Origin of the sequence: Rhizobium sp. AB2/73, from assembly GCF_020871915.1 — a bacterium.
Lineage (GTDB): Bacteria > Pseudomonadota > Alphaproteobacteria > Rhizobiales > Rhizobiaceae > Rhizobium > Rhizobium dioscoreae.
The window spans coordinates 3,661,821-3,681,940 of sequence record NZ_CP067071.1 but is presented as its reverse complement, the minus strand read 5'-3'; the positions used below and the strand labels follow the sequence as shown (position 1 = coordinate 3,681,940).

The 20,120-nt window shown below is 61.3% G+C and carries 15 protein-coding genes; 7 read left to right on the top strand and 8 right to left on the bottom strand.

The window, feature by feature from the left end; genetic code table 11:
* The first annotated feature begins 8 nt into the window (after positions 1-8).
* Both I8E17_RS18030 and phnN read left to right on the top strand, forming a co-directional pair.
* Positions 9-1,148, top strand: coding sequence for an alpha-D-ribose 1-methylphosphonate 5-triphosphate diphosphatase (locus tag I8E17_RS18030; RefSeq protein WP_069610910.1), 1,140 nt, complete (start codon positions 9-11; stop codon positions 1,146-1,148).
* Positions 1,145-1,750, top strand: coding sequence for a phosphonate metabolism protein/1,5-bisphosphokinase (PRPP-forming) PhnN (gene phnN / locus I8E17_RS18025; protein ID WP_113366816.1), 606 nt, complete (start codon positions 1,145-1,147; stop codon positions 1,748-1,750). Before I8E17_RS18030 ends, phnN begins: the two co-directional genes overlap by 4 nt.
* A 238-nt stretch (positions 1,751-1,988) precedes the next feature.
* Here the strand turns inward: phnN and polA are convergent, their stop codons facing one another.
* On the bottom strand, positions 1,989-4,991 hold the full coding sequence (gene polA, locus I8E17_RS18020) for a DNA polymerase I (protein WP_113366817.1): 3,003 nt from the start codon (positions 4,989-4,991) through the stop codon (positions 1,989-1,991).
* A gap of 437 nt (positions 4,992-5,428) precedes the next feature.
* Here polA and I8E17_RS18015 point away from each other — a divergent pair, with 437 nt between their 5' ends.
* Complete coding sequence (locus I8E17_RS18015; RefSeq protein WP_069611351.1) at positions 5,429-5,845, top strand: MarR family transcriptional regulator; 417 nt, start codon at positions 5,429-5,431, stop codon at positions 5,843-5,845.
* Between the two features lie 134 nt (positions 5,846-5,979).
* Here I8E17_RS18015 and I8E17_RS18010 read toward each other — a convergent pair whose 3' ends face one another.
* Positions 5,980-8,322 carry an EAL domain-containing protein gene (locus I8E17_RS18010; RefSeq protein WP_113366818.1) on the bottom strand — a complete coding sequence of 781 codons (2,343 nt, stop codon included), beginning with the start codon at positions 8,320-8,322 and terminating at the stop codon, positions 5,980-5,982.
* A 199-nt stretch (positions 8,323-8,521) separates the two neighbouring features.
* Here I8E17_RS18010 and I8E17_RS18005 point away from each other — a divergent pair, with 199 nt between their 5' ends.
* Entirely contained in the window at positions 8,522-9,910 is a 1,389-nt protein-coding gene (locus tag I8E17_RS18005; protein WP_113366819.1) for a M20/M25/M40 family metallo-hydrolase, read from the top strand.
* Positions 9,911-10,037: 127 nt separating this feature from the next.
* The gene (locus I8E17_RS18000; RefSeq protein WP_113366820.1) at positions 10,038-10,961 is read left to right on the top strand and encodes a nucleoside hydrolase; all 924 of its coding nucleotides are present in this window, start codon (positions 10,038-10,040) and stop codon (positions 10,959-10,961) included.
* Between the two features lie 83 nt (positions 10,962-11,044).
* On the opposite strand, the gene I8E17_RS17995 is transcribed toward I8E17_RS18000, so the two are convergent.
* The 5 genes from I8E17_RS17995 to I8E17_RS17975 form a co-directional block, all read right to left on the bottom strand.
* Entirely contained in the window at positions 11,045-12,217 is a 1,173-nt protein-coding gene (locus I8E17_RS17995; RefSeq protein WP_113366821.1) for a M20 aminoacylase family protein, read from the bottom strand.
* Positions 12,218-12,402: 185 nt separating this feature from the next.
* A complete protein-coding gene (locus I8E17_RS17990; protein ID WP_113366822.1) occupies positions 12,403-13,458 on the bottom strand; it encodes an ABC transporter ATP-binding protein in 1,056 nt (351 codons plus the stop codon).
* The gene (locus tag I8E17_RS17985; protein WP_229002130.1) at positions 13,455-15,008 is read right to left on the bottom strand and encodes an iron ABC transporter permease; all 1,554 of its coding nucleotides are present in this window, start codon (positions 15,006-15,008) and stop codon (positions 13,455-13,457) included. Before I8E17_RS17985 ends, I8E17_RS17990 begins: the two co-directional genes overlap by 4 nt.
* A gap of 219 nt (positions 15,009-15,227) precedes the next feature.
* Positions 15,228-16,244 (bottom strand): iron ABC transporter substrate-binding protein, encoded by a 1,017-nt coding sequence (locus I8E17_RS17980; RefSeq protein ID WP_113366824.1) that lies wholly within the window; start codon positions 16,242-16,244, stop codon positions 15,228-15,230.
* A 120-nt stretch (positions 16,245-16,364) separates the two neighbouring features.
* Positions 16,365-17,249 carry a LysR family transcriptional regulator gene (locus I8E17_RS17975; protein ID WP_069610901.1) on the bottom strand — a complete coding sequence of 295 codons (885 nt, stop codon included), beginning with the start codon at positions 17,247-17,249 and terminating at the stop codon, positions 16,365-16,367.
* A gap of 96 nt (positions 17,250-17,345) precedes the next feature.
* Here I8E17_RS17975 and I8E17_RS17970 point away from each other — a divergent pair, with 96 nt between their 5' ends.
* Positions 17,346-17,753 carry a CidA/LrgA family protein gene (locus tag I8E17_RS17970; protein WP_112722825.1) on the top strand — a complete coding sequence of 136 codons (408 nt, stop codon included), beginning with the start codon at positions 17,346-17,348 and terminating at the stop codon, positions 17,751-17,753.
* Positions 17,740-18,444: an LrgB family protein gene (locus I8E17_RS17965; protein WP_113366825.1), complete on the top strand. Its 705-nt coding sequence runs from the start codon at positions 17,740-17,742 to the stop codon at positions 18,442-18,444. The genes I8E17_RS17970 and I8E17_RS17965 overlap by 14 nt, the downstream gene beginning before the upstream one ends.
* A 57-nt stretch (positions 18,445-18,501) precedes the next feature.
* Here the strand turns inward: I8E17_RS17965 and I8E17_RS17960 are convergent, their stop codons facing one another.
* Positions 18,502-19,839 carry an MFS transporter gene (locus I8E17_RS17960; protein WP_113366826.1) on the bottom strand — a complete coding sequence of 446 codons (1,338 nt, stop codon included), beginning with the start codon at positions 19,837-19,839 and terminating at the stop codon, positions 18,502-18,504.
* Positions 19,840-20,120: the final 281 nt, after the last annotated feature.

Genomic DNA, 20,120 nt, shown 5'->3' with positions numbered 1-20,120 from the left:
GAGCCGATATGACCAAAGAAACCGTCCTTTCCAACGCCCGCATCGTCCTCGAAGACAAGATTGTCGAAGGTTCCGTGCTGATTCGCGACGGTCGCATTGCCGCCATTTCCGAGGGCAAGTCCGATATCGGCGAAGATTTCGAGGGTGATTTTCTGATCCCTGGTCTGGTCGAGCTGCATACCGACCATCTCGAGGCGCACTACTCCCCGCGCCCGGGCGTGCGGTGGAACAAGACGGCGGCGATCCAGGCGCATGATGCCCAGATCGTCACCTCCGGCATCACGACCGTGTTCGACTGCCTACGCATGGGCTCGGACGAGGACGGCGGTTTCGAAAAGGGCGAGATGCGTGATATGGCCGATGCCATCCAGGCCGCCCAAAGCGAAGATCGCCTGCGCGCCGATCACCTGATCCATCTGCGCTGCGAAGTCTCCTCCGACAACGTGCTCGACCACTTCCAGGATTTTGAGCAGGACCCTTACGTGCGTCTGGTCTCGCTGATGGACCATGCACCGGGTCAGCGCCAGTTCCAAACCATGGATCAGTACATCTTCTACTATCAGAAGAAGCGTGGGCTCAGCGACGAGGCCTTTGCCAAATTCGTCGCCAAGCGCCAGGAGGAATCGGCCAAGTATGCCACGCCGCATCGCGACGCGATCTCCAAGGTCTGCGCCGATCGCGGCATCACCGTTGCCAGCCATGACGACGCGACGCTTGCCCATGTCGACGAAGCCATCAACTACGGCGTTCGCCTCGCCGAATTCCCGACCAGCATCGATGCCGCCAAGGCTTCGCACGGCGCCGGCATGAGCGTGTTGATGGGCGCGCCGAACATCGTGCGCGGCAAGTCGCATTCGGGCAATATCGCCGCTCGCGATCTGGCCGAACTCGGCGTCCTTGACGTGCTGTCCTCCGACTATGTGCCGCTCAGCCTGCTACATGCACCCTTCATCTTGGCTGACGAGGTTGAGGGCATTTCGCTGCCGCAGGCGATTGCCATGGTGACGGCGACGCCGGCAAAGACGGTCAGTCTCAACGACCGCGGCCGCATTGCCGAAGGGCTGCGGGCGGATCTCGTGCGCGTTCGCCGCGACCACGGCGTGCCTGTCACGCGCTCCGTCTGGCGAGAAGGGCGGCGGGTCGCATGAGCCCGGACACCAAGATCAAGCCGGCTAACCTCGGCCTGACGGATGCGACAGCAGGCACGCTCGCCGTCGTTGTCGGGCCGAGCGGCGCCGGCAAGGACACGCTGATGAATCTGGCCGCCCGGCATTTTGCCGGCCGGCCTGACGTGCATTTCGTCCGCCGCGTCATCACGCGGGACGGCGATGCCGGCAATGAAGACCACAGAAGCGTTTCCGAAGCTGACTTCGATGGAATGGAGCAGGCTGCCGCCTTTGCCGTTTCCTGGGAGGCGCATGGGCTGAAATACGGCATTCCGGCCGAAGTCACCGATGAACTCGTTCGCGGCAATCTGGTCATCGCCAATGGCTCGCGCTCGGCGCTTCACCGCTTCCAGGCCGCATTTCCGCGGCTGAAGATCATCAACATCACGGCGTCCCGCGAAGTGCTGGCCGAACGACTGATGGCGCGCGGACGCGAGAGCCGCGAAGATGTGCTGAAGCGCCTGGAGAGAAGCGCACTGACCGTTCAGGGCAGCTACGACGTCGTTGATATCGACAATAGCGGGACGCTGGAAGAGGCCGAACGCGCTATCATTTCCGTGCTGGAAACGCTGGTTGGGAAGTAGGCATCCGCTGTTCAGCCCGGATCATCTTCACGAACTCGTAGTTAAGTCGGATCGCGGATTTCTCTCCATCTCATGCTGAGGTGCCTTGGCGCGCAAGCGTCAAGGCCTCGAAGTAGGAGGTGGCCCGGTCGATTATCTCCATCCGCTCTCATGGTTCGAGACTTTGGCCCTTCGACAAGCTCAGGAGCCTCCGCACCTCACCATGAGGGCTGATCTCCTCACTATGCCCGATATAACCTCAGTGCGCCTCATCCCAATTGTGCGCGGCGCGCGCATCGACCTTCAGCGGCACGGCCATGTCTACCGCTGGCATGGCAGCGTTTTCCATGACCGAGACGATGATCGGCGTGGTGCGCTCGACATCGGCATCCTCGACTTCGAAGATCAGCTCGTCGTGCACCTGCAAGAGCATGCGGACGCGATCGCCGAGCCCCGCTGCCGCCAGCGCCGGCTCCATCTTGATCATAGCGCGGCGGATGACATCAGCGGCCGAACCCTGGATGGGCGCATTGATCGAGGCGCGTTCGTTAAAGGCACGGACGGAGGGGTTGGAGGAGCGAATTTCCGGGAAATGGATGCGGCGGCCGAAGATCGTCTCGACATAGCCCTTGTCGCGCGCGGCTTGCTTGGTGCCCTCCATGTAATCGCGGATGCCCGGGAAGCGCTCGAAATACTTCTTGATGTAGTCGCCGGCTTCCGAGCGCTCGATCGAGAGCTGGTTGGCGAGACCGAAGGCGGAGATGCCGTAGATGATGCCGAAGTTGATCGCCTTGGCGCGACGGCGCACTTCGCTCGGCATGCCATCCACCGGCACGCCGAACATTTCGGATGCTGTCATGGCGTGAATGTCGACGCCGTCTTCGAAGGCCAGTTTCAACTGCGGAATATCGGCGACATGCGCCAGCACGCGCAGTTCGATCTGGCTGTAGTCGGCGGAGACGAGCTTGTGGCCCGGTGTCGAAATGAAGGCCGTGCGGATCTTGCGGCCTTCCGCCGTGCGTACCGGAATATTCTGCAGGTTCGGTTCGGAGGACGACAGGCGCCCGGTCGTAGTCGATGCCAGCGAATAGGAGGTGTGAACGCGCTTGGTCTCGGGATGGACGTAGCTCGGGAGCGCATCCGTATAGGTGGATTTCAACTTGGTGAGCTGGCGCCAGTCGACGATCTTGCGCGGCAGTTCGAAGCCGGCCGCGGCCAGATCTTCCAGCACCTGCGCCGAGGTCGACCATTGCCCGGTCTTGGTCTTGCTGCCGCCGGCCAATCCCATCTTGCCGAAGAGGATATCGCCAAGCTGCTTGGGAGAGCCGATATTGAAGCGCTCGCCAGCCAGATTATAGATCTCGTCCTCGAGCGCGGCGGCGCCCTGGGCCAGCTCGCCGGAAAGGCGAGAAAGGATTTGCCGGTCGATGGTGATGCCGCGCTCTTCCATATGGGCGAGCACCGGCACGAGCGGCCTCTCCAACCGTTCGTAGACAGCGGAGAGTTTTTCTGCCGCAAGTCGTGGTTTCAGCACCAGCCAGAGACGCAGCGTCACGTCGGCATCTTCGGCGGCATAGTGGGTCGCGCGGTCGATATCGACGAGATCGAATGTGACGTTGGACTTGCCGCTGCCGGCCACATCCTTGTAGGCGATCGGCTTGTGGCCGAGCCAGCGCTCGGAAAGGCTGTCCATGCCATGCGTGGCATTGGCGCCGCCATCGAGCACGTAGGAGAGCAGCATCGTGTCGTCGAACGACTTCATCTCGATGCCGTAGCGCTTCATCAGCAGGTAATCGTATTTCAGGTTCTGCGCGATCTTCAGGATGGAGGCATCCTCCAGCAGATCCTTCAATCTCGGCAGCGCATCACGCAGCGGGATCTGATTGTCGGCCAGACCGCCGCCCAGCAGATCGCCGATACCGGTCTTGTGGCTGAGCGGCACATAGGCGGCGCGGATGGAAGCGCCGGTCGGATCATCACGATTATCGGCAATCGCCAGCGAGAAGCCGACGATTTCGGCCTGCATGGCATCGAGCGAGGTCGTTTCCGTATCGAAGGCAACGATACCGGTTTCGCGCGCATCCGCGATCCATCGGTCGAGCGTTGCGATATCGCGGATGGTCACATATTTCGAATGATCGATCGGCGCGCTCGCGAAACTTGCGGCGCGCGCCTTGGCGAGATCCTCGGGCGCAGTGGTGCCATCCAAAGCCAGGCGCGCCTTGGCCGACGGCGCCGGAACCGATGCCCCTTCGGCCTCGACAACGCTGCCGGCGACAAGATCGACATTCTCGCCGACATCGAGATCCGGGCCGTGGGCGCTCTCGCCCCATTCGATCTTGACGACGGCGGGCTCGATTGCCGCCGCGTCGCAGTCGCAGGCCTCCGCCACGCGCCGCGTCAGGGTCGTGAATTCCATCGCCTTCAGGAAACCGATCAGCTTCGGGCCGTCCTGCGGGTCGAGCACCAGCGCATCGAGCGCAAGTTCCAGCGGCACATCGGTCCTCAACGTCACCAGTTGCCGCGAAATGCGGGCGAGTTCGGCATTGGCGATGATGTTCTCGCGGCGCTTCTGCTGCTTGATCTCGCCGGCGCGGGCGAGCAGGGAATCGAGATCGCCGAATTCTTCCAGAAGCTGTGCGGCCGTCTTCGGGCCGATGCCGGGGATGCCGGGGACGTTGTCGATCGAGTCGCCGGTCATGGCCTGCAGGTCGATCATCTTGTCGGGTGGCACACCCCATTTCTCGATGACATCGGGAATGCCGATCTGCTTGTCCTTCATGCTGTCATACATGTGGACCATGGGCGTGACGAGCTGCATCAGATCCTTGTCGGACGAGATGATCGTCACGTCGGCGCCGGCCGCCTCGGCCTGACGGGCATAGGTCGCGATGATGTCATCGGCCTCGAAGCCGTCGGTCTCGATGCAAGGCAGGTTGAAGGCGCGCGTCGCCTCGCGGATGAGACCGAATTGCGGGATCAGCTCTTCCGGCGGCGCCGAGCGATTGGCCTTGTATTCAGGGAAGATGTCCTTGCGGAAAGTCTTCGACGAATAGTCGAAGATGACGGCGAAATGCGTCGGCGTCACACCGACCGAGGTGTCGCGCGCCGAGGTCAGGAGCTTCCACAGCATGTTGCAGAAACCCGAGACGGCGCCGACGGGCAATCCGTCCGACTTGCGCGTCAGCGGCGGCAGGGCGTGAAAGGCCCGGAAAATGAAACCGGAGCCGTCGACGAGGAAGAGATGATCACCTTTTTTCATGGAAGCATGGATAGCGTGACGCACTTCCAACGTCCATATAAACTTCAGTTTTGCAGTATTGTCCGAATGCCAGATCTCTCACCGAAACGTTACTAACTTTTAATCAATCTAATCTGCGCATTCCCTTGAAAAACCACATTCGAAACCTCAAATCCTAATCACCGGCGATTGATACGCCGCGGGTCTGACAACCGGCCTGTCCCCCGCCATGTCAGACTAGGACAAAGGCCTATCCCCTCTCCGGGCCTTTGTCCCTCTTTCATGAGCCGCCATGGCGTCCCCTCCAGGCCATGGCGGCTTTTTCATGCCAAAAAATGCAACCTATGACGGTGAAAAGATTCGCTGGAGTTGCTTATTTCAGAGGAGATCGACCCGAGAATTGCTGATTGTCTTGATCTTGAATTATGGGCATATTTGCAATCATGGGATTTAATCGGATGGACTCCGCCGCCTACCTTGCCAGCCAGATGGCGAAGGGATTCGCTCGCTCGCTACAACAACGCGCGGCGAAGCTCGGCTTTTCCCCCGGTCAGTTTCCGATCCTTTTGGAATTGTGGTCCGAGGACGGGCTGACGCAGAAGCAGCTGCTCGAGAGGATCGACATCGAACAGGCGACGATGGCCAATACGCTATCACGCATGGAACGGGACGGCCTGGTGGAACGCCGCCCGCATCCTTCGGACAAGCGGGCACAACTGATCTTCCTGACGAACAAGGCCGCGGCCATGCAGGCGGAAGCGATCGAGGCCGCCATGGCCGCCGATACGGATCTTCTCAAGGATTTCCGGCAATTCGAACGCGAGCTGCTGCTGGAATATATCCGGCGCGTGCTGGAGAATGCCAGGCAGCTTTAGAGCATGTCACGCAAAAGTGTGTAGCGGTTTTGCGACAACGACATGCGTAAAATCAAAGACCTAAAGCGTGGGAAGCGAATCTTAGAGATCGCGACACGCTTTAGAACAATTCCAGGAAAAGCACGCAACGCGCCTCAGCCCTGGCCGACCGCCTTATTCAAAGCCGACTGGAATTGGCTCGGCCCGACATCGGGCCTGCCGAAGAATATTCCCTGAAGCTGAGCACAGCCTTCCTCGATGACGATGCGACGCTGGGTTTCCGTTTCGACGCCTTCCGTGACGACAGGCATGTTCAGGCTGTGGCCGAGGCCGATGATGGCTCGAACGATCGAGCGGGCTGCGGGATCATGCTCAAGCGCGCCGGTAAAGCTGCGATCGACCTTGATCTTGTCGAAGGGGAAGGCGCGCAGATTGCTGAGCGAGGAAAAGCCGGTGCCGAAATCATCCATGACCACGCGCACGCCGAGGCGATGCAGCCGCTGCAATGTCGCTATCACCGTCGTGCGTTCGCGCATCAGCGCCGCCTCCGTGATTTCCAGCTCGAGGCGCTCCGGATCGAGACCGGTTTTGCGCAGGATCCGTTCGATCTGATCGTAGAGGGTCGGGATCATGAATTGCAGCGGCGAGAGGTTGACCGCGATGTTTGCAGGTTCGCTCCAGCGCGTCGCCTCCTGGCAGGCCTGCTGCAGCACCCACTCGCCGATCGCGACAATCGATCCACTCTCCTCGGCAATGGGAATAAACGTCTCCGGCTCGATCACGCCGCGATCCGGATGCGCCCAGCGCAACAGCGCCTCATAGCCGCTGACGCTGTCGCTGCCGACATCATAGATCGGCTGATATTCCAGAAAGAGCTGCCGGCGGAGAATGGCCTGGCGCAGATCGTTCTCTAGTTGACGGCGCGTGCGCACGGCCTTGTCCATTTCGGCATCGAAGAAGCAGGCGTGGCCCCGGCCTGCATGCTTGGCGCGATAAAGCGCCATATCCGCATTGGCGTAAAGCTGCTCTGCGCTCGTGCCGTCACGCGGGTAGATGGCAATGCCGATGCTGACGCCGACAGCCGTCGGATCGCGCGCCGTATCCATCTCCATGCCGAATTCGGCGAGAATGCGCTCGGCAAGGCGCGTGGCCCCTTCGGGCTGCCGACGCCTCGGCTGGATAATGGCGAATTCGTCGCCGCCGAGCCGTGCCACCGTATCGCCCTCCTCGATCGCGCGCTGCAGGATGCCAGCGACCTTGCAGAGGATGCGATCGCCTTCCGCATGGCCGAAGACGTCGTTGATGGCCTTGAAGCGATCGAGATCCAGGCAGAAGATGGCAACCTCCCCGCCCCTGCGGTTGGCCACCTGCAGCGCCTGACGCATGCGCTGATCGAACAGCGAGCGATTGGGCAGATCCGTCAATATATCATGGTGCGCCAGATGCTCGATCATCTGCTGTGCCTGGCGCCGTTCCGTCAGGTCGCGCACGACCAATACGCTACATTCATGGCCACGATAGGTGATGGAGCGGCGCACGGTTTCGACGGGAATCGCCTTGCCGTCATGGCCGGACAAGGTTGTTTCCAACGGAATGGCGGCATCACTTTGGGCATCGACGTCGATCGCGAGGAAGGTTTCCGGTGTAGCACCGATCACCTGCTGCTGCGGCCATCCGGAAATGGCGAAAAATCGCTCATTCGCGTCGATTACCAGGCCATCACGGATGATGAGCAAACCTTCGAGCGACGCATTGGCGAAGCCGCGAAGGTCGGTCAGATGACGGTCGATGAAGATGGCTCCGAGAGCGATGAGAATCAAACCCATCGCCGCAGCCATGACAATGCCTGCCAGGATGCTTCGATCCATGGCAAGGGTGGCACCCGGCGTCCCCACTTCGGGCGTCAGCGTGACGCCGCTCATCGCGGTGAAATGCAGGGAACAAATCGCCAGCAACAGCAGAAGAGCGCCAGTGATGATGCGACGGAAACCATGAAGACTGCGAAATGCCAGGAAAGACAGCGACGAGAAAACGGCGCCGGCAATGATGGAAATGGCGACTCGCGGTATGTCGAAGGAGAGCTGCGCCGACGCCTCGATGGCTTGCATGCCGCTAAAATGCATGGCGGCTATTCCAAACGCCATCAGCATGCCGCCGACCGCAAAGGAGATGCGGTTGTCCCACTCGAAGGCGACGGCGATTGCAAGCCATGAACCGGTAATGCCGAGAATAACCGAGAGCGCGGTCAGCGAAACGCCGTAGGAGATGGGGAGGCTGCTTTCATAAGCGAGCATGGCGATGAAATGCGTCGCCCAGATGCCGACACCGCTGGCAAAGGCCGCAGCCGCAATCCAATAGCGACGCTGATGCGACTGGCATTCCTGCGCACGCGAAAAAAGAAGCATGGTGGCAAGGCTGCCGATAAGGCAGATGGCCGCTGCCACGAGAATAAGCCTGAAGTCATGAGCGTCGCGAATACATGCAATTACTGAAAACATTACGCGTCTCCAGAATACTCTTCTGGATTGACGTTATTTCTAATAATCTAAAAAACTTGTAAACTACATGCGCAACTAATCACGTAAGGGCGGGCTTCCGTCGAAAGAGGCAAGCTACGGTAAATTTTCAGTTTTAACGCCTCGAAACCGGCTGGCCTTTGGTCTATCGTCGCTCCAAATTTCATGTAAGGAGTCGGATATGACCGATCTATCGCCCGTTCTCGACCGCGCCGATCAGAACCTTCCCTCCAGCCTCGACAACCTTTTCGAGCTGCTGCGCATCAAGTCCATCTCGACCGATCCGGACTACAAGGCGGAATGCCGCAAGGCAGCGGAATGGCTGGTCACCTACCTGAACTCGACCGGCTTCAAGGCCTCCCTGCGCGATACGCCCGGCCATCCCATGGTGGTCGCCCATCACGATGCCGGCACTACCAATGCACCCCATGTGCTGTTCTACGGCCACTACGACGTACAGCCCGTGGATCCGCTCGAGCTCTGGGAAAGCGATCCCTTCGCTCCGGCCATCAAGGACCTAGGCAATGGCCGCAAGGTCCTGACCGGCCGCGGCACGTCCGACGACAAGGGGCAGCTGATGACCTTCGTCGAAGCGGTGCGCGCCTATAAGGAAACCAGGGGCGCACTGCCGGTGCGCATCACCATCCTCTTCGAAGGCGAAGAGGAATCCGGCTCGCCCTCGCTCAAGCCCTTCATCGAGGCCAATGCCGCCGAACTGAAGGCGGATTTCGCCCTCGTCTGCGATACCGGCATGTGGGACGGTGAAACGCCGTCGATCTCGGCCAGCCTGCGCGGCCTCGTCGGCGAAGAGATCATCATCAACGCCGCCGACCGCGACCTGCATTCGGGCATGTTCGGCGGCGCCGCCGCCAATCCGATCCACATCCTCTCCGATATTCTCGCCGGGCTGCATGACGAGACCGGGCGCGTAACGCTCGACGGCTTCTATGAAGGCGTCGAGGAAACGCCGGCTAATATCAAGGCCTCCTGGGAAACGCTCGGGATGACGACGGAAAAATTCCTCGGCGAGGTCGGCCTGTCCATTCCCTCGGGGGAAAAGGGCCGTTCGGTGATGGAGCTGATCTGGGCGCGGCCGACCGCTGAAGTCAACGGCATCACCGGCGGCTATACCGGCGCCGGTTTCAAGACCGTGATCGCCGCCAAAGCATCGGCGAAGGTCTCCTTCCGCCTGGTTGGCCAGCAGAACCCGACGGCGATCCGCGAAAGCTTCCGCGCCTATGTGCGCTCGAAGGTTCCTGGGGATTGCTCGGTAGAGTTTCACGAGCATGGCGGCTCGCCGGCCATCCAGCTTTCCTACGATTCTCCGATACTGAGCAAGGCGAAGACCGCGCTTTCCAACGAGTGGCCGAACCCCGCCATCGTTGTCGGCGAAGGCGGCTCGATCCCGATCGTCGGCGATTTCCAAAAGATGCTCGGCATGGAATCGCTGCTCGTCGGCTTCGGCCTCTCCGACGACCGCATCCATTCGCCGAACGAGAAATACGAGCTGCGCTCCTATCACAAGGGCATCCGCTCCTGGATCCGCATCCTCGACGCCCTCGCCAGCTAAGTCATCTGCGGGTGCGCGTCCTTGCGCGCCCCGCGACCATTCCCGCCGGATGGCAAGGGATGCCGTCATCCGAAGCGACGGGCCGAGACGGCCGTCGCGTCAATTCATACCGCCGATGGGATAAGACATGGGAATCTGGATCGATACCGATATGGGATTCGATGACATCGCCGCCATCCTGGTGGTGGCGCATTCGGATCTTGTCATCGACGGCGTTTCGCTTGTCACCGGCAATGCGCCACTGCCTCATGTCCAGGCCAATGCCGCGAGCGCGGCTGCGGTCTTCAACTGGACGTTTCCGATCCATACCGGACGTGAGCTGCCCGTGCTTTGCAAACTGGAAACGGCACAGGGCATTCTCGGCCAGACCGGCATTCCCACTGCGGGCAGAAGCCTGCCGCCGGCCAACCCGCTTCCGGCGAGCGATGCCTTTGGCGCCCTCAGCAATTGGCTTTCCGACGGAAACGGCCCGAAGCGCATGCTAGCGCTCGGACCGCTTACGAACATCGCGGCGCTGGCGCTGGCACGGCCGGATCTCGCCGCCCGCATCGACGAGCTCACCTGGATGGGTGGCGGCGTCACCTCGGGCAACCACACGGCGTCGGCGGAATTCAATGCCTTTGCCGATCCGGAGGCGCTTGCGATCGTCCTTGCGCATGGCCTGCCGTTGCGTATGGTCGATCTCGATATCTGCCGCAAGGTGCTGGCCTGGCCGGAAGATGTCGCCCATATCCGAAAGATAGCTGGAGAAAAGGCACAATTACTGGCGGATCTCCTGGAGGGCTACATCAACATCGCCGTCAGCCGCGGCAGACCGGCCATGGCGATCTACGATCCGACAGCGGCCGCCATTTTCGTCGAACCTGACATCGCCACCCTTCGGCACGCCCGGATCGACGCGGAATTGCAGGGGCAGCATACGCGCGGGCGCACCGTCGTCGAAACCCGGGCCTCACATGGGCAATTCAATGCGCATTTCGCCGCGGAGATAGACGCGGAAAGGGCACGCCGGATCATCTTCGATGCGCTGATGCGGGAAGGCGGACGCTGAGAAGCGACGGAGAAATATCGTATCTCAACTCTCAAGCTGCGGTGATACAGGATGTACAGCGGCGAGGCACGTTGAGACCTGTCTCACTCCTCTCTCAATTCCTGCTCGACCAGTGTCGTCCAGAAGGCCACGCCGGAGGCGATCGCCGCGTCGTTGAAATCATAGGCAGTATTGTGATGCAGGGCGCCGTCAACGGCGGGGCCATTGCCGAGCCAGACATAGCAGCCGGGAGCATTCTGGCCGAAGAAGGCGAAATCGTCGCCTGCCGTCGATGGTGGAAAGCGGGTCAGCACATTCTCGCCAAAGACCGTCGTCGCAGCTTTCAGCGCCCGCGCCGTGGCATCGGCATCGTTGACAACGGGCGGGATGCGGCGCTCGAATTGATAGTCGACGGCAATGTTGAACATGGCTGCAGTCCCATGCGCCAGACGACCGATCTCCTCTTCCAGTTGATCGCGGACCTCAGGCGTATAGGCGCGCGCGGTGCCGCCGATCTCGACCGTATCTGGTATCACATTTAGCGCTTTGGGGTCGCCCGCCTGTAGCGAGCAAGCACTGACGACGGCTGGCTGCAGCGGATCGACGACGCGGCCGACAATGGTTTGCAGCGCGGAAATGAAGGTTGCTGCCGCCGTGATCGGGTCCTTGCCGAGATGCGGCTTGGCGCCGTGGGTGCCAGTGCCGCGGAAGGTGACGCGCCAGCTGTCCGAGGAGGCAAGCTGCGGCCCTTCGACGACCGCCATCTCGTCGGCCGCAAGACCGGGCATATTGTGCAACCCGTAAACGGCATCGCAGGGGAAGAGATCGAAAAGGCCTTCGCCCACCATGCGCTTGGCACCGCCTCGGCCTTCTTCGGCCGGCTGGAAGATGAAATGCACCGTGCCGGAAAAGCTGCGCGTGGCCGCCAGATGACGAGCGGCACCGAGCAGCATGGTTGTATGGCCATCATGCCCACAGGCATGCATCTTGCCCGGAATGGTGGATTTATACGGGCGATTGCCCTTTTCAGGCATGGCGAGTGCATCCATATCGGCACGAAGCCCAATGCGGCGCGTGCCATTGCCGACCTGTAGCGTACCGACGACACCCGTCTTGCCGAGGCCGCGATGCACCGTCAGCCCTGCCTCCTCCAGCAAGGTGGCAACGATGCCGCTGGTGCGTTCCTCCTCGAAACCGAGTTCCGGATGGGCATGAAGATTGCGGCGAAGCGAGGTGAGGAAAGGAAGATCCGGCTCGATCTCATCGGGAAAAGACATGGAGAGATTCCTTCGGCGTGAGGCACGATGATGGGTGCCTAAAGCGCACCGCGATCTTTCAGATTCGCTTCTTGCGCTTTAGGACCTTGAATTGACACATGTCGTCGTCGCAAAACGGCTGCACACTTTTGCGCGACATGCTTTATCTTCCGCAAAGCATCGCCTGCTTCAACCCGAATTAGCGCTCAGGTGTCGAGCCTGTTGAAGACATGTGCCTTGCCGATGACGCTCACCGAAACCATGCTGCCCACTTCGGGAAGGCCAACGCCGGAGCTCTTGATATTCAGCGTCTCGGAGCCGTTGGAGAGTACGACCGTAACGGCGCAGACAGCTCCACCAAACTCGATTTCGGTCACCTTGCCGATACAGGCAGCATCCGTTCCGGCCTCATCGATCGCCCGGAGGCGCAATTGCTCGGGCCGCAACATAATGTCGGTGCGACCCTGCCGGTTACCGGCATCGACCGCAATCTGCCCAAGCACACACTTCGCTGACCCATTAACGAGATCGGCCGGCAACACGATGGCATCGCCAAGGAAGAAGGCCGTCTCGCGATCCCTGGGGCTGAGATAGAGCGCCTGCGGCGTGCCGGCCTGTATAAGCTTACCTTCGCGCAGGACAGCAACCTGATCGGCAAAGGACAGCGCCTCCGCCTGATCATGCGTCACCAGGACCGCCGTGATGCCGGCGATCTGTAGCACGCGGGCAACGGCCTTGCGCATGTTTTCGCGCAAGCCGGTATCGAGAGCGGAAAAAGGCTCATCGAGCAGCATCAATCGCGGCTTCCGGCCGAGCGCGCGAGCAAGCGCGACGCGCTGCTGCTGGCCGCCGGAGAGCTGATGCGGACGGCGATCGAGCATGCCGCGATCGAGCTCGACCATATCGATGAGGGCATTGATGCGCTGATCGCGATCGCGCGCACCGCGTTCCATGCCGAAACCGATATTTTCCGATACGCTCAGATGCGGAAACAGGGCGCCATCCTGCGAGACGATGCCGATGCCGCGCCGATGCGCCGGCACGATAGCTTCGCCATCCGCCAGGGTTTCGCCCTGAAGCACCACCTGGCCCGCATCGGGCGTTTCGAAGCCGGCGATGATGCGCAGCAGCGTCGTCTTGCCCGAGCCGGAGGGGCCGACGATGGCCGTGCGGGTGCCGGCGGCTACCGTGAGGTCGATATTGTCGAGCGCCTGCACGGGACCATAACGCTTGCTGATATTCTTGATCGCCAGAAAGGTCATTGTCCGGCCGTTCGCTTGGATTGCACGTAGAGAAGAAGGGTGAGCGGCAGCGACAGGACGACCATCATGAAGGCGTAGGGTGCCGCGGAAACATAATCGATCTCGCTGGTCAACGACCAGAATTTCGTCGCCAGCGTTTCCGTGCCGTTGGGAGAGAGCATCAGCGTCGCCGTCAGCTCGTTGGTGATGCCGAGCGCGACGAGCGCGACACTGGCCGCAAAGCCGGGAGCAGCAAGGCGCATGGTAATCTGTCGTACCGCCTGCGCCGGCGTGCGGCCGAGCGCCATGGCTGCACGCTCAAGCTCGACGGGCGCCTGGGCGATGCTGGCGCGCAAGCCGACCATGGCGCGCGGCAGGAACAGCAGCACATAGGCGAGCAGCAGCGTCGCAAAGGTCTGATAGAGCGGCAGGATCAGCCGGACGGTGATCGACACCAGGGCCAGGGCGACGACGACGCCCGGCAGCGAGCCGACATAATAGTGGCATGCTTCGAGAATGCGCTGCAGCCGGCCGGGCGCGCGCACCGACAGCCATGCCATGGGGGCTGCTGCAATGGTGGCAAGAAGGCCGCCGGCGATCGCGAGAAGAATGGTCTGCAGCAAGGCCGAGCCGACCGTATCGATCCGCCAGACGTCGGCACCGCCAAGGTAAAGCCAGCGGGCCAGGGTGACGAAGGGAACACCGAGCGTCAATGCGGCGGTAACGATGGGCAGCGCGACCGCGGGAACGACGAACCAGCCGAGACGACGGCGATCGGCGGGGCGGGCGGCACCCGAGCCGATGCGGGCATAACGCTCGTTGCCGCGCACCAGCACCTCGATACCGAGCAGCAGCAGGCAGCAGAAGACGAGCACGCCGCCGAGCATGTTTGCCGCCGGGCTGTTATAGGCAGACTGGAACTGATCGACGATGGCCGTCGAAAACGTGTCGAAGCGGATCATAACGTAGAGGCCGTATTCCGCCAGGAGATGCAAGCCGATCAGTAGCGAGCCGCCGCAGATGGCGAGACGAAGCTGCGGCAGGATTGCCCGGAAGAAAACGCGCCAGGGGCCGAGGCCGAGCGAGGCGGCAGCATCCTCGATCGCCGGATCGAGCCGGCGCAAGGCGGCCGCGACCGGCAGGTAGAGGAAGGGAAAATAGGCGAGCACCGAGACCAGCACGCCGCTCCAGAGCCCGCGCATACTCGGCACGAGACTGACCCAGGCATAGCTGTGCACGAAAGCGGGCACGGCAAGCGGTGCGGCCGCCAGCCAAGACCAGAGGCGCGCGCCGGGAATATCGGTACGTTCCGTCAACCAGGCGAGCGTGACCGCCAGCAGGATGGAAAACGGGATGGTGCAGACTTCGAGCAGGACGGTATTGACGAGCAGATCGCCGACGCGGCTACGGAAAACCAGGGCGACGACTTCTGCCCAGCCGGTGTCGATCGTGATCCAGACGATGAAGCCGAGCGGGACCAGGCTAAGAAGCGCCACGATCGAAGCAAGGGCGACAACGGATGCATGCCGGACGCGGCTACGGGGAGCAGCCGTCAACGGGGGCATTCGCATGGCGGCGGCCTCGCCGGCATATGTGTTCTTCTGCAGCAAATCCGAGCTGCCTTTCACGCCCTGAAATAGGAAGGCAACCGCCGCTGACGGCGGTTGCCCGATCGATCGGCCCTAGAGACCATTCGTATGTCCTATGCCCCTAGCAGGGCATAGGACAGTGTTGCAAGAGCAAAGCCCGGCCGAACGCGCGCGAAAAGCGCTGCGGCGCGGGCTTTCGCCTTAGATGAGACCAGCTTCCGTCATCAGGTCGGTAACCTTCTTGCTGTTCAGCTTCGAAGGCTCGACTTTCGGAGCCTGGAGATCGGAGAGCGGAACGAGCTTCGGATTGGAAGCCTCGCCGTTGCCGACGGCATATTCATAGGAATTGCCATCGCGCAGAACGGCCTGGCCACCCTTGCCGGTGATCCATTTCAGGAACGCCTGTGCTTCCTTCTGATGCTGGCTGGATGCCAGCACGCCGCCACCGGAAATGCTGACGAAGGCGCCCGGATCCTGGTTCTTGAAATAGTGCAGCGAGACATTCTTGCTGTTTTCGCCGGTCTTGGCCTGATCGCCGAACCAGTAATAGTGATAGATCACAGCGCCTTCGATCTCGCCGGCATTGACGGCCTTCATCGCGACACTGTTGCCCTTGTAGAAGCTCGCATTTTCCTTCATCGCCTTCAGCCATGCGCGGGTTGCGTCCTCGCCCTTCAGCTCAAGCAGCGCGCTGACGATCGCCTGGAAATCGGCGCCGGCCGGCGAAGCGCCCCAACGGCCCTTCCACTTGGGATCTGCGAGATCGAGGAGCGATTTCGGCAGATCGGCTTCCTTCAGCTTGGTCTTGTCATAGGCGAAAACGGTGGAACGGGCGGCGACGCCGACCCAATTGCCATCGGCTGCCTTGAAGGTTTCCGGCACCTGCGCCAGTGTCGCGGCATCGACCGGAGCGAAGAGCTTGTTGGCGTCCACCAGTGCCATGCCCGGCGAATTTTCCGTCAGATAAACGTCTGCCGGAGAGGCAGCGCCTTCCTGGACAATCTGGTTGGCAAACTGCATGTCGCTGCCGTTGCGGATCGTAACCTTGATGCCGGTTTCCTTGGTGAAGCCATCCGCCCATGCCTGCGTCAGCGTCTCATGCTGGGCATTGTAGACGACGATGCCTTCGGATTCGGCGGCATGCGCTATCATCGGAGCGACGGCGAGGCCTGCGGCAAGCGCCAGCGCGCTGGTGAGATGAGAAAAGGAAAAAGTCATTAAGTCCTCTCGCTTGGAAGCCACCGCCATCGGGCGGCGATGGGGTAGCCTATATTTTTCCTGACCATTTTTTTCAAGTTTACGGTGATGCCTGCTTATCACAAAAGTTTGATAACGGAGTCAAGATTTAGCCGCGATTTCCGCAGCGAGCTCGAGCCAGGCGCGACCGGCATGCGACAGATATCCGCCCCGCCGCCAGATCCAGGCCATGTTCCACTCCATGCCGGGTTCGACGACGAGCGCATGGGCGATGCCGGAACGCTGGCGCTGTTCGGCGATCAGCCGCGGCAGGAAGCCTACACCGAGGCCCGCAGCAACCAGTTCGACAATGAAATTGATCTGGCTTGAACGCGCGGCAATGTCAGGCGCGAAGCCAGCCGCGCGGCAGGCGTCGAGAATAATGCCGTTCAGCGCGAAGCCCGTTTCGAAGAGGAGAAAGGGATTGTCCTTGAGTGCCGCCAGCGGCACCGTTTGCTGCCCGGCAAGCGGATGCGTCGACGGTAGGAGGACATGCATCGGCTCGCAGCGCACGGGCTGCCACTCGAAGACATCGGGCATCGGCAACAGTGAGGCGCCGAGATCGACCTCATCGGCCAGCACCATTTCCTCGAGCCGCTTGGCGCCCTGCTCCACCAGTCTGATCTCTATGCCCGGATAACGATTGCGGAAGACGGCGAACACCGGAGCGAAGAGGGCATCGTTGCCGATCGGCGGCAGGCCAAGCCGCAGGGCGCCGCGCGCGAGCCCACGAAGCTCCGACAATTCCGCCAGCAGATCGTCGCGCCCGGCAAGGATCGCAATTGCCCGACGATAGACCACCTCGCCAGCATCGGTCAGGGTCGCGCGATGGCCGATGCGGTTGAGCAGCGGCAGGCCAAGCTCGTCCTCCAGCTGGCGCACCGCCTTGCTGACGGCCGATTGCGTGGTGAACACCACCTTGGCGGCTTCCGAAAAGCCGCCCTGGCGCACCACTTCGACGAAGGCTTTCAGTGTCCGAAGCTCCATAAGTATTCCTTATAGGACTTGACTTTATGAAATCAATTCATTTTCTTCATGGAATGGAAGCGCCTATTGTCAGATCGAGAGTTTCCCGAGCCTTCCATGCGTATCGACCCAAAGAATCATCCGAAATTGAGCTGCCTCGCTCAGATCCTGCTGCTGCTTGCCTTCTGGCAAGCGGGCGAAGCCATTGTCTGCCTGGCACATCTGCCGATACCCGGCGCCATCGCCGGCATGCTGCTGGTGCTGGTGCTGTTTGCGAGCGGCAAAGTGAAGCTGGCGAGCATGAAGCGTGGCGCGGAGTGGTTTCTCGCCGAAATGCTGTTGTTCTTCGTACCGGCGGTGCTGGCTTTGCTCGATCATGGCGAATTCATCGGTATCATCGGGCTGAAAGTGCTTGCCGTGATCTTCGCAGGCACCATCATCGTCATGGGTGTCACCGCGATAGCGATCGATTTCGGCTACCGGCTGATGATGCGCCAGGGAGCACCCCGCCATGTCCAGCATTGAAAGTGCCGCAGCCGGCCTATTCTGGCCGCTGGCGACAATCGGCCTCTATTACATATCAAAGGTGCTCTATCGGCGCCGGCCTTCGCTCTGGCTGTCGCCGCTGGTGGCGGCACCGGCGGCTTTGATTGCGATCGCGCTCATGCTGCACGTCAATTACCAGGACTATATGCATGACAGCCGCTGGCTGCTTGCCTTGCTCGGGCCTGCGACCGTCGCCTTCGCCGTGCCGATCTACGAACAGCGCGGGCTCATCCAGCGCTATTGGCCGGTCCTGCTGTTTGGCGTGAGCGTCGGCAGTGCCACGGCCATGGTTTCGGCCTGGGGGCTCGCAAGCCTTCTCGGCCTTGATGAGAACCTGCGGCTCAGCCTGATGCCGCGCTCGATCAGCACGCCGTTCGCCATGGTGGTTTCCGGCGATATCGGCGGCGTCCCCAATCTGACGGCCGTCTTCGTCGTCATCACCGGCTTGCTCGGCGCTGTTGTCGGGCAAACCCTGTTACGGCTGCTGCCGCTCAGATCAAGCATGGCGCGCGGCGCGCTCTATGGCATGGGCGCGCATGGCATCGGTGTCGCCAAGGCGCATGAGATCGGTCGCGAGGAAGGGTCGATCGCCGGTCTCGTCATGGTGCTTGTAGGAGTGACGAACGTCCTGGCAGCGCCGCTGATCGCGTGGCTCCTGCATACAGCCTGAACGAAAAAGGCCGCGGCACTTTCATGCCGCAGCCTTATTTCATTTCGCGAATCTGACTCAGTTGTCCCGCGTCTCCAGCGTCTTGCTGAAGAAGATGGCGATCAGCGTGCAGACGACGCCCGACAGCAGATAGAGGCTGGTATAGACGAGGCCGAACTGACTGGAGAGGGCAAGCGCTACGAAGGGCGCGAAGCCGGCACCGATCAGCCAGGAGAGATCCGACACAAGGGCCGAGCCGCTATAGCGATAGTTCTGGCTGAAGCGGGAAGCGCTGGCACCGGCCGCCTGGCCGAAGGAGAGGCCGAGCAGCGTGAAGCCGAGAACCACATAGATGTGGCGCCCGGTCGCACCGCCATCAAGCAGCCAGGGTGCCACGAAGGCGAAGCAGGCGATCAGCACGGCGCCGATGGCGAGCTGATTGCGGCGGCCGATCCGGTCGGCGAGCATACCGGAACAGATGATGGCGAGAATGCCGCAGATCGCGCCGAGGAACTCCACCAGCAGGAACGAACCGGGAGTCTGCTCGCTGTAAAGTGTCACCCAGCCAAGCGGGAAGACGGTCACGAGGTGGAAGGTCGCAAAGCTTGCCAGCGGCACGAAGGCGCCGATCAGGACATCGCGGCCATGCACGCGCAGCAGCTCCGTCATCTTCACGGGCTCGAGCTCATGACGCTCCAAGAGCGTGCCGAATTCCTCGGTCGCCACCAGGCGCAGGCGGGCGAAGAGCGCGACGACGTTGACCGCGAAGGCGCAAAAGAAGGGATAGCGCCAGCCCCAATCCAGGAAGTCCGCCGTCGTGAGGCTCGTGACGAAATAGGCAAACAGAGCGCTTGCCAGCATGAAGCCGATCGGGGCGCCGAGCTGCGGGATCATCGCATACCAGCCACGATGGTTCGTCGGTGCGTTAAGCGCCAGGAGCGAGGCCAAGCCGTCCCATGCACCACCAAGTGCAAGGCCCTGACCGATGCGGAAAATGGCAAGCAGGATGACTGCATAGACACCGACTTCCGAATAGCCGGGCAGGAAGCTCATCGCGGCCGTCGAGCCGCCAAGCAGGAACAGCGCGATCGTGAGTTTTACCCCGCGCCCGTAGCGCCGGTCGATCGCCATGAAGATGAACGAACCGATCGGACGGGCGATGAAGGCCAGCGCGAAGACCAGGAAGGAAAGCATCGTGCCATGCAGCGGGTCGGCGAAGGGGAAGATGAGCTTCGGGAAGACCAGTACGGATGCAATGGCATAGACGAAGAAATCGAAGAATTCCGACGTGCGACCAATGATCACGCCGATGGCAATGTTGCCGGGTGCGACCGAGCCCCCCGCATGCATGCTGCGGGCATCGCTCTCCAGAGTTGAAGATGTGGGGTTCAGTGATTCATGCGTTACGCTGACCATGCGCGGGAGCCTCCCTCTCCGAGCACGAATTCCTCCACGAATTCGCGCGTAATGAAAATGTCGATCAAACGTGCGAACATATCAAGTATCCAGCATGAAATAATTCGCAAATTAGCAATCGGTCGAGCCATTATCTGCCTTTGGCGCCGCGCTCCGGACGAAGAAAAACCGCCGGTGATGGCCATTTGTTCCGATCCAGGTATATTAGCGCCGGCAAAAGCGAATTGCTTGATAGAAAACCTTCTGGATTTCTGAGGGTTTTCCCGATACGTGGGACAGCA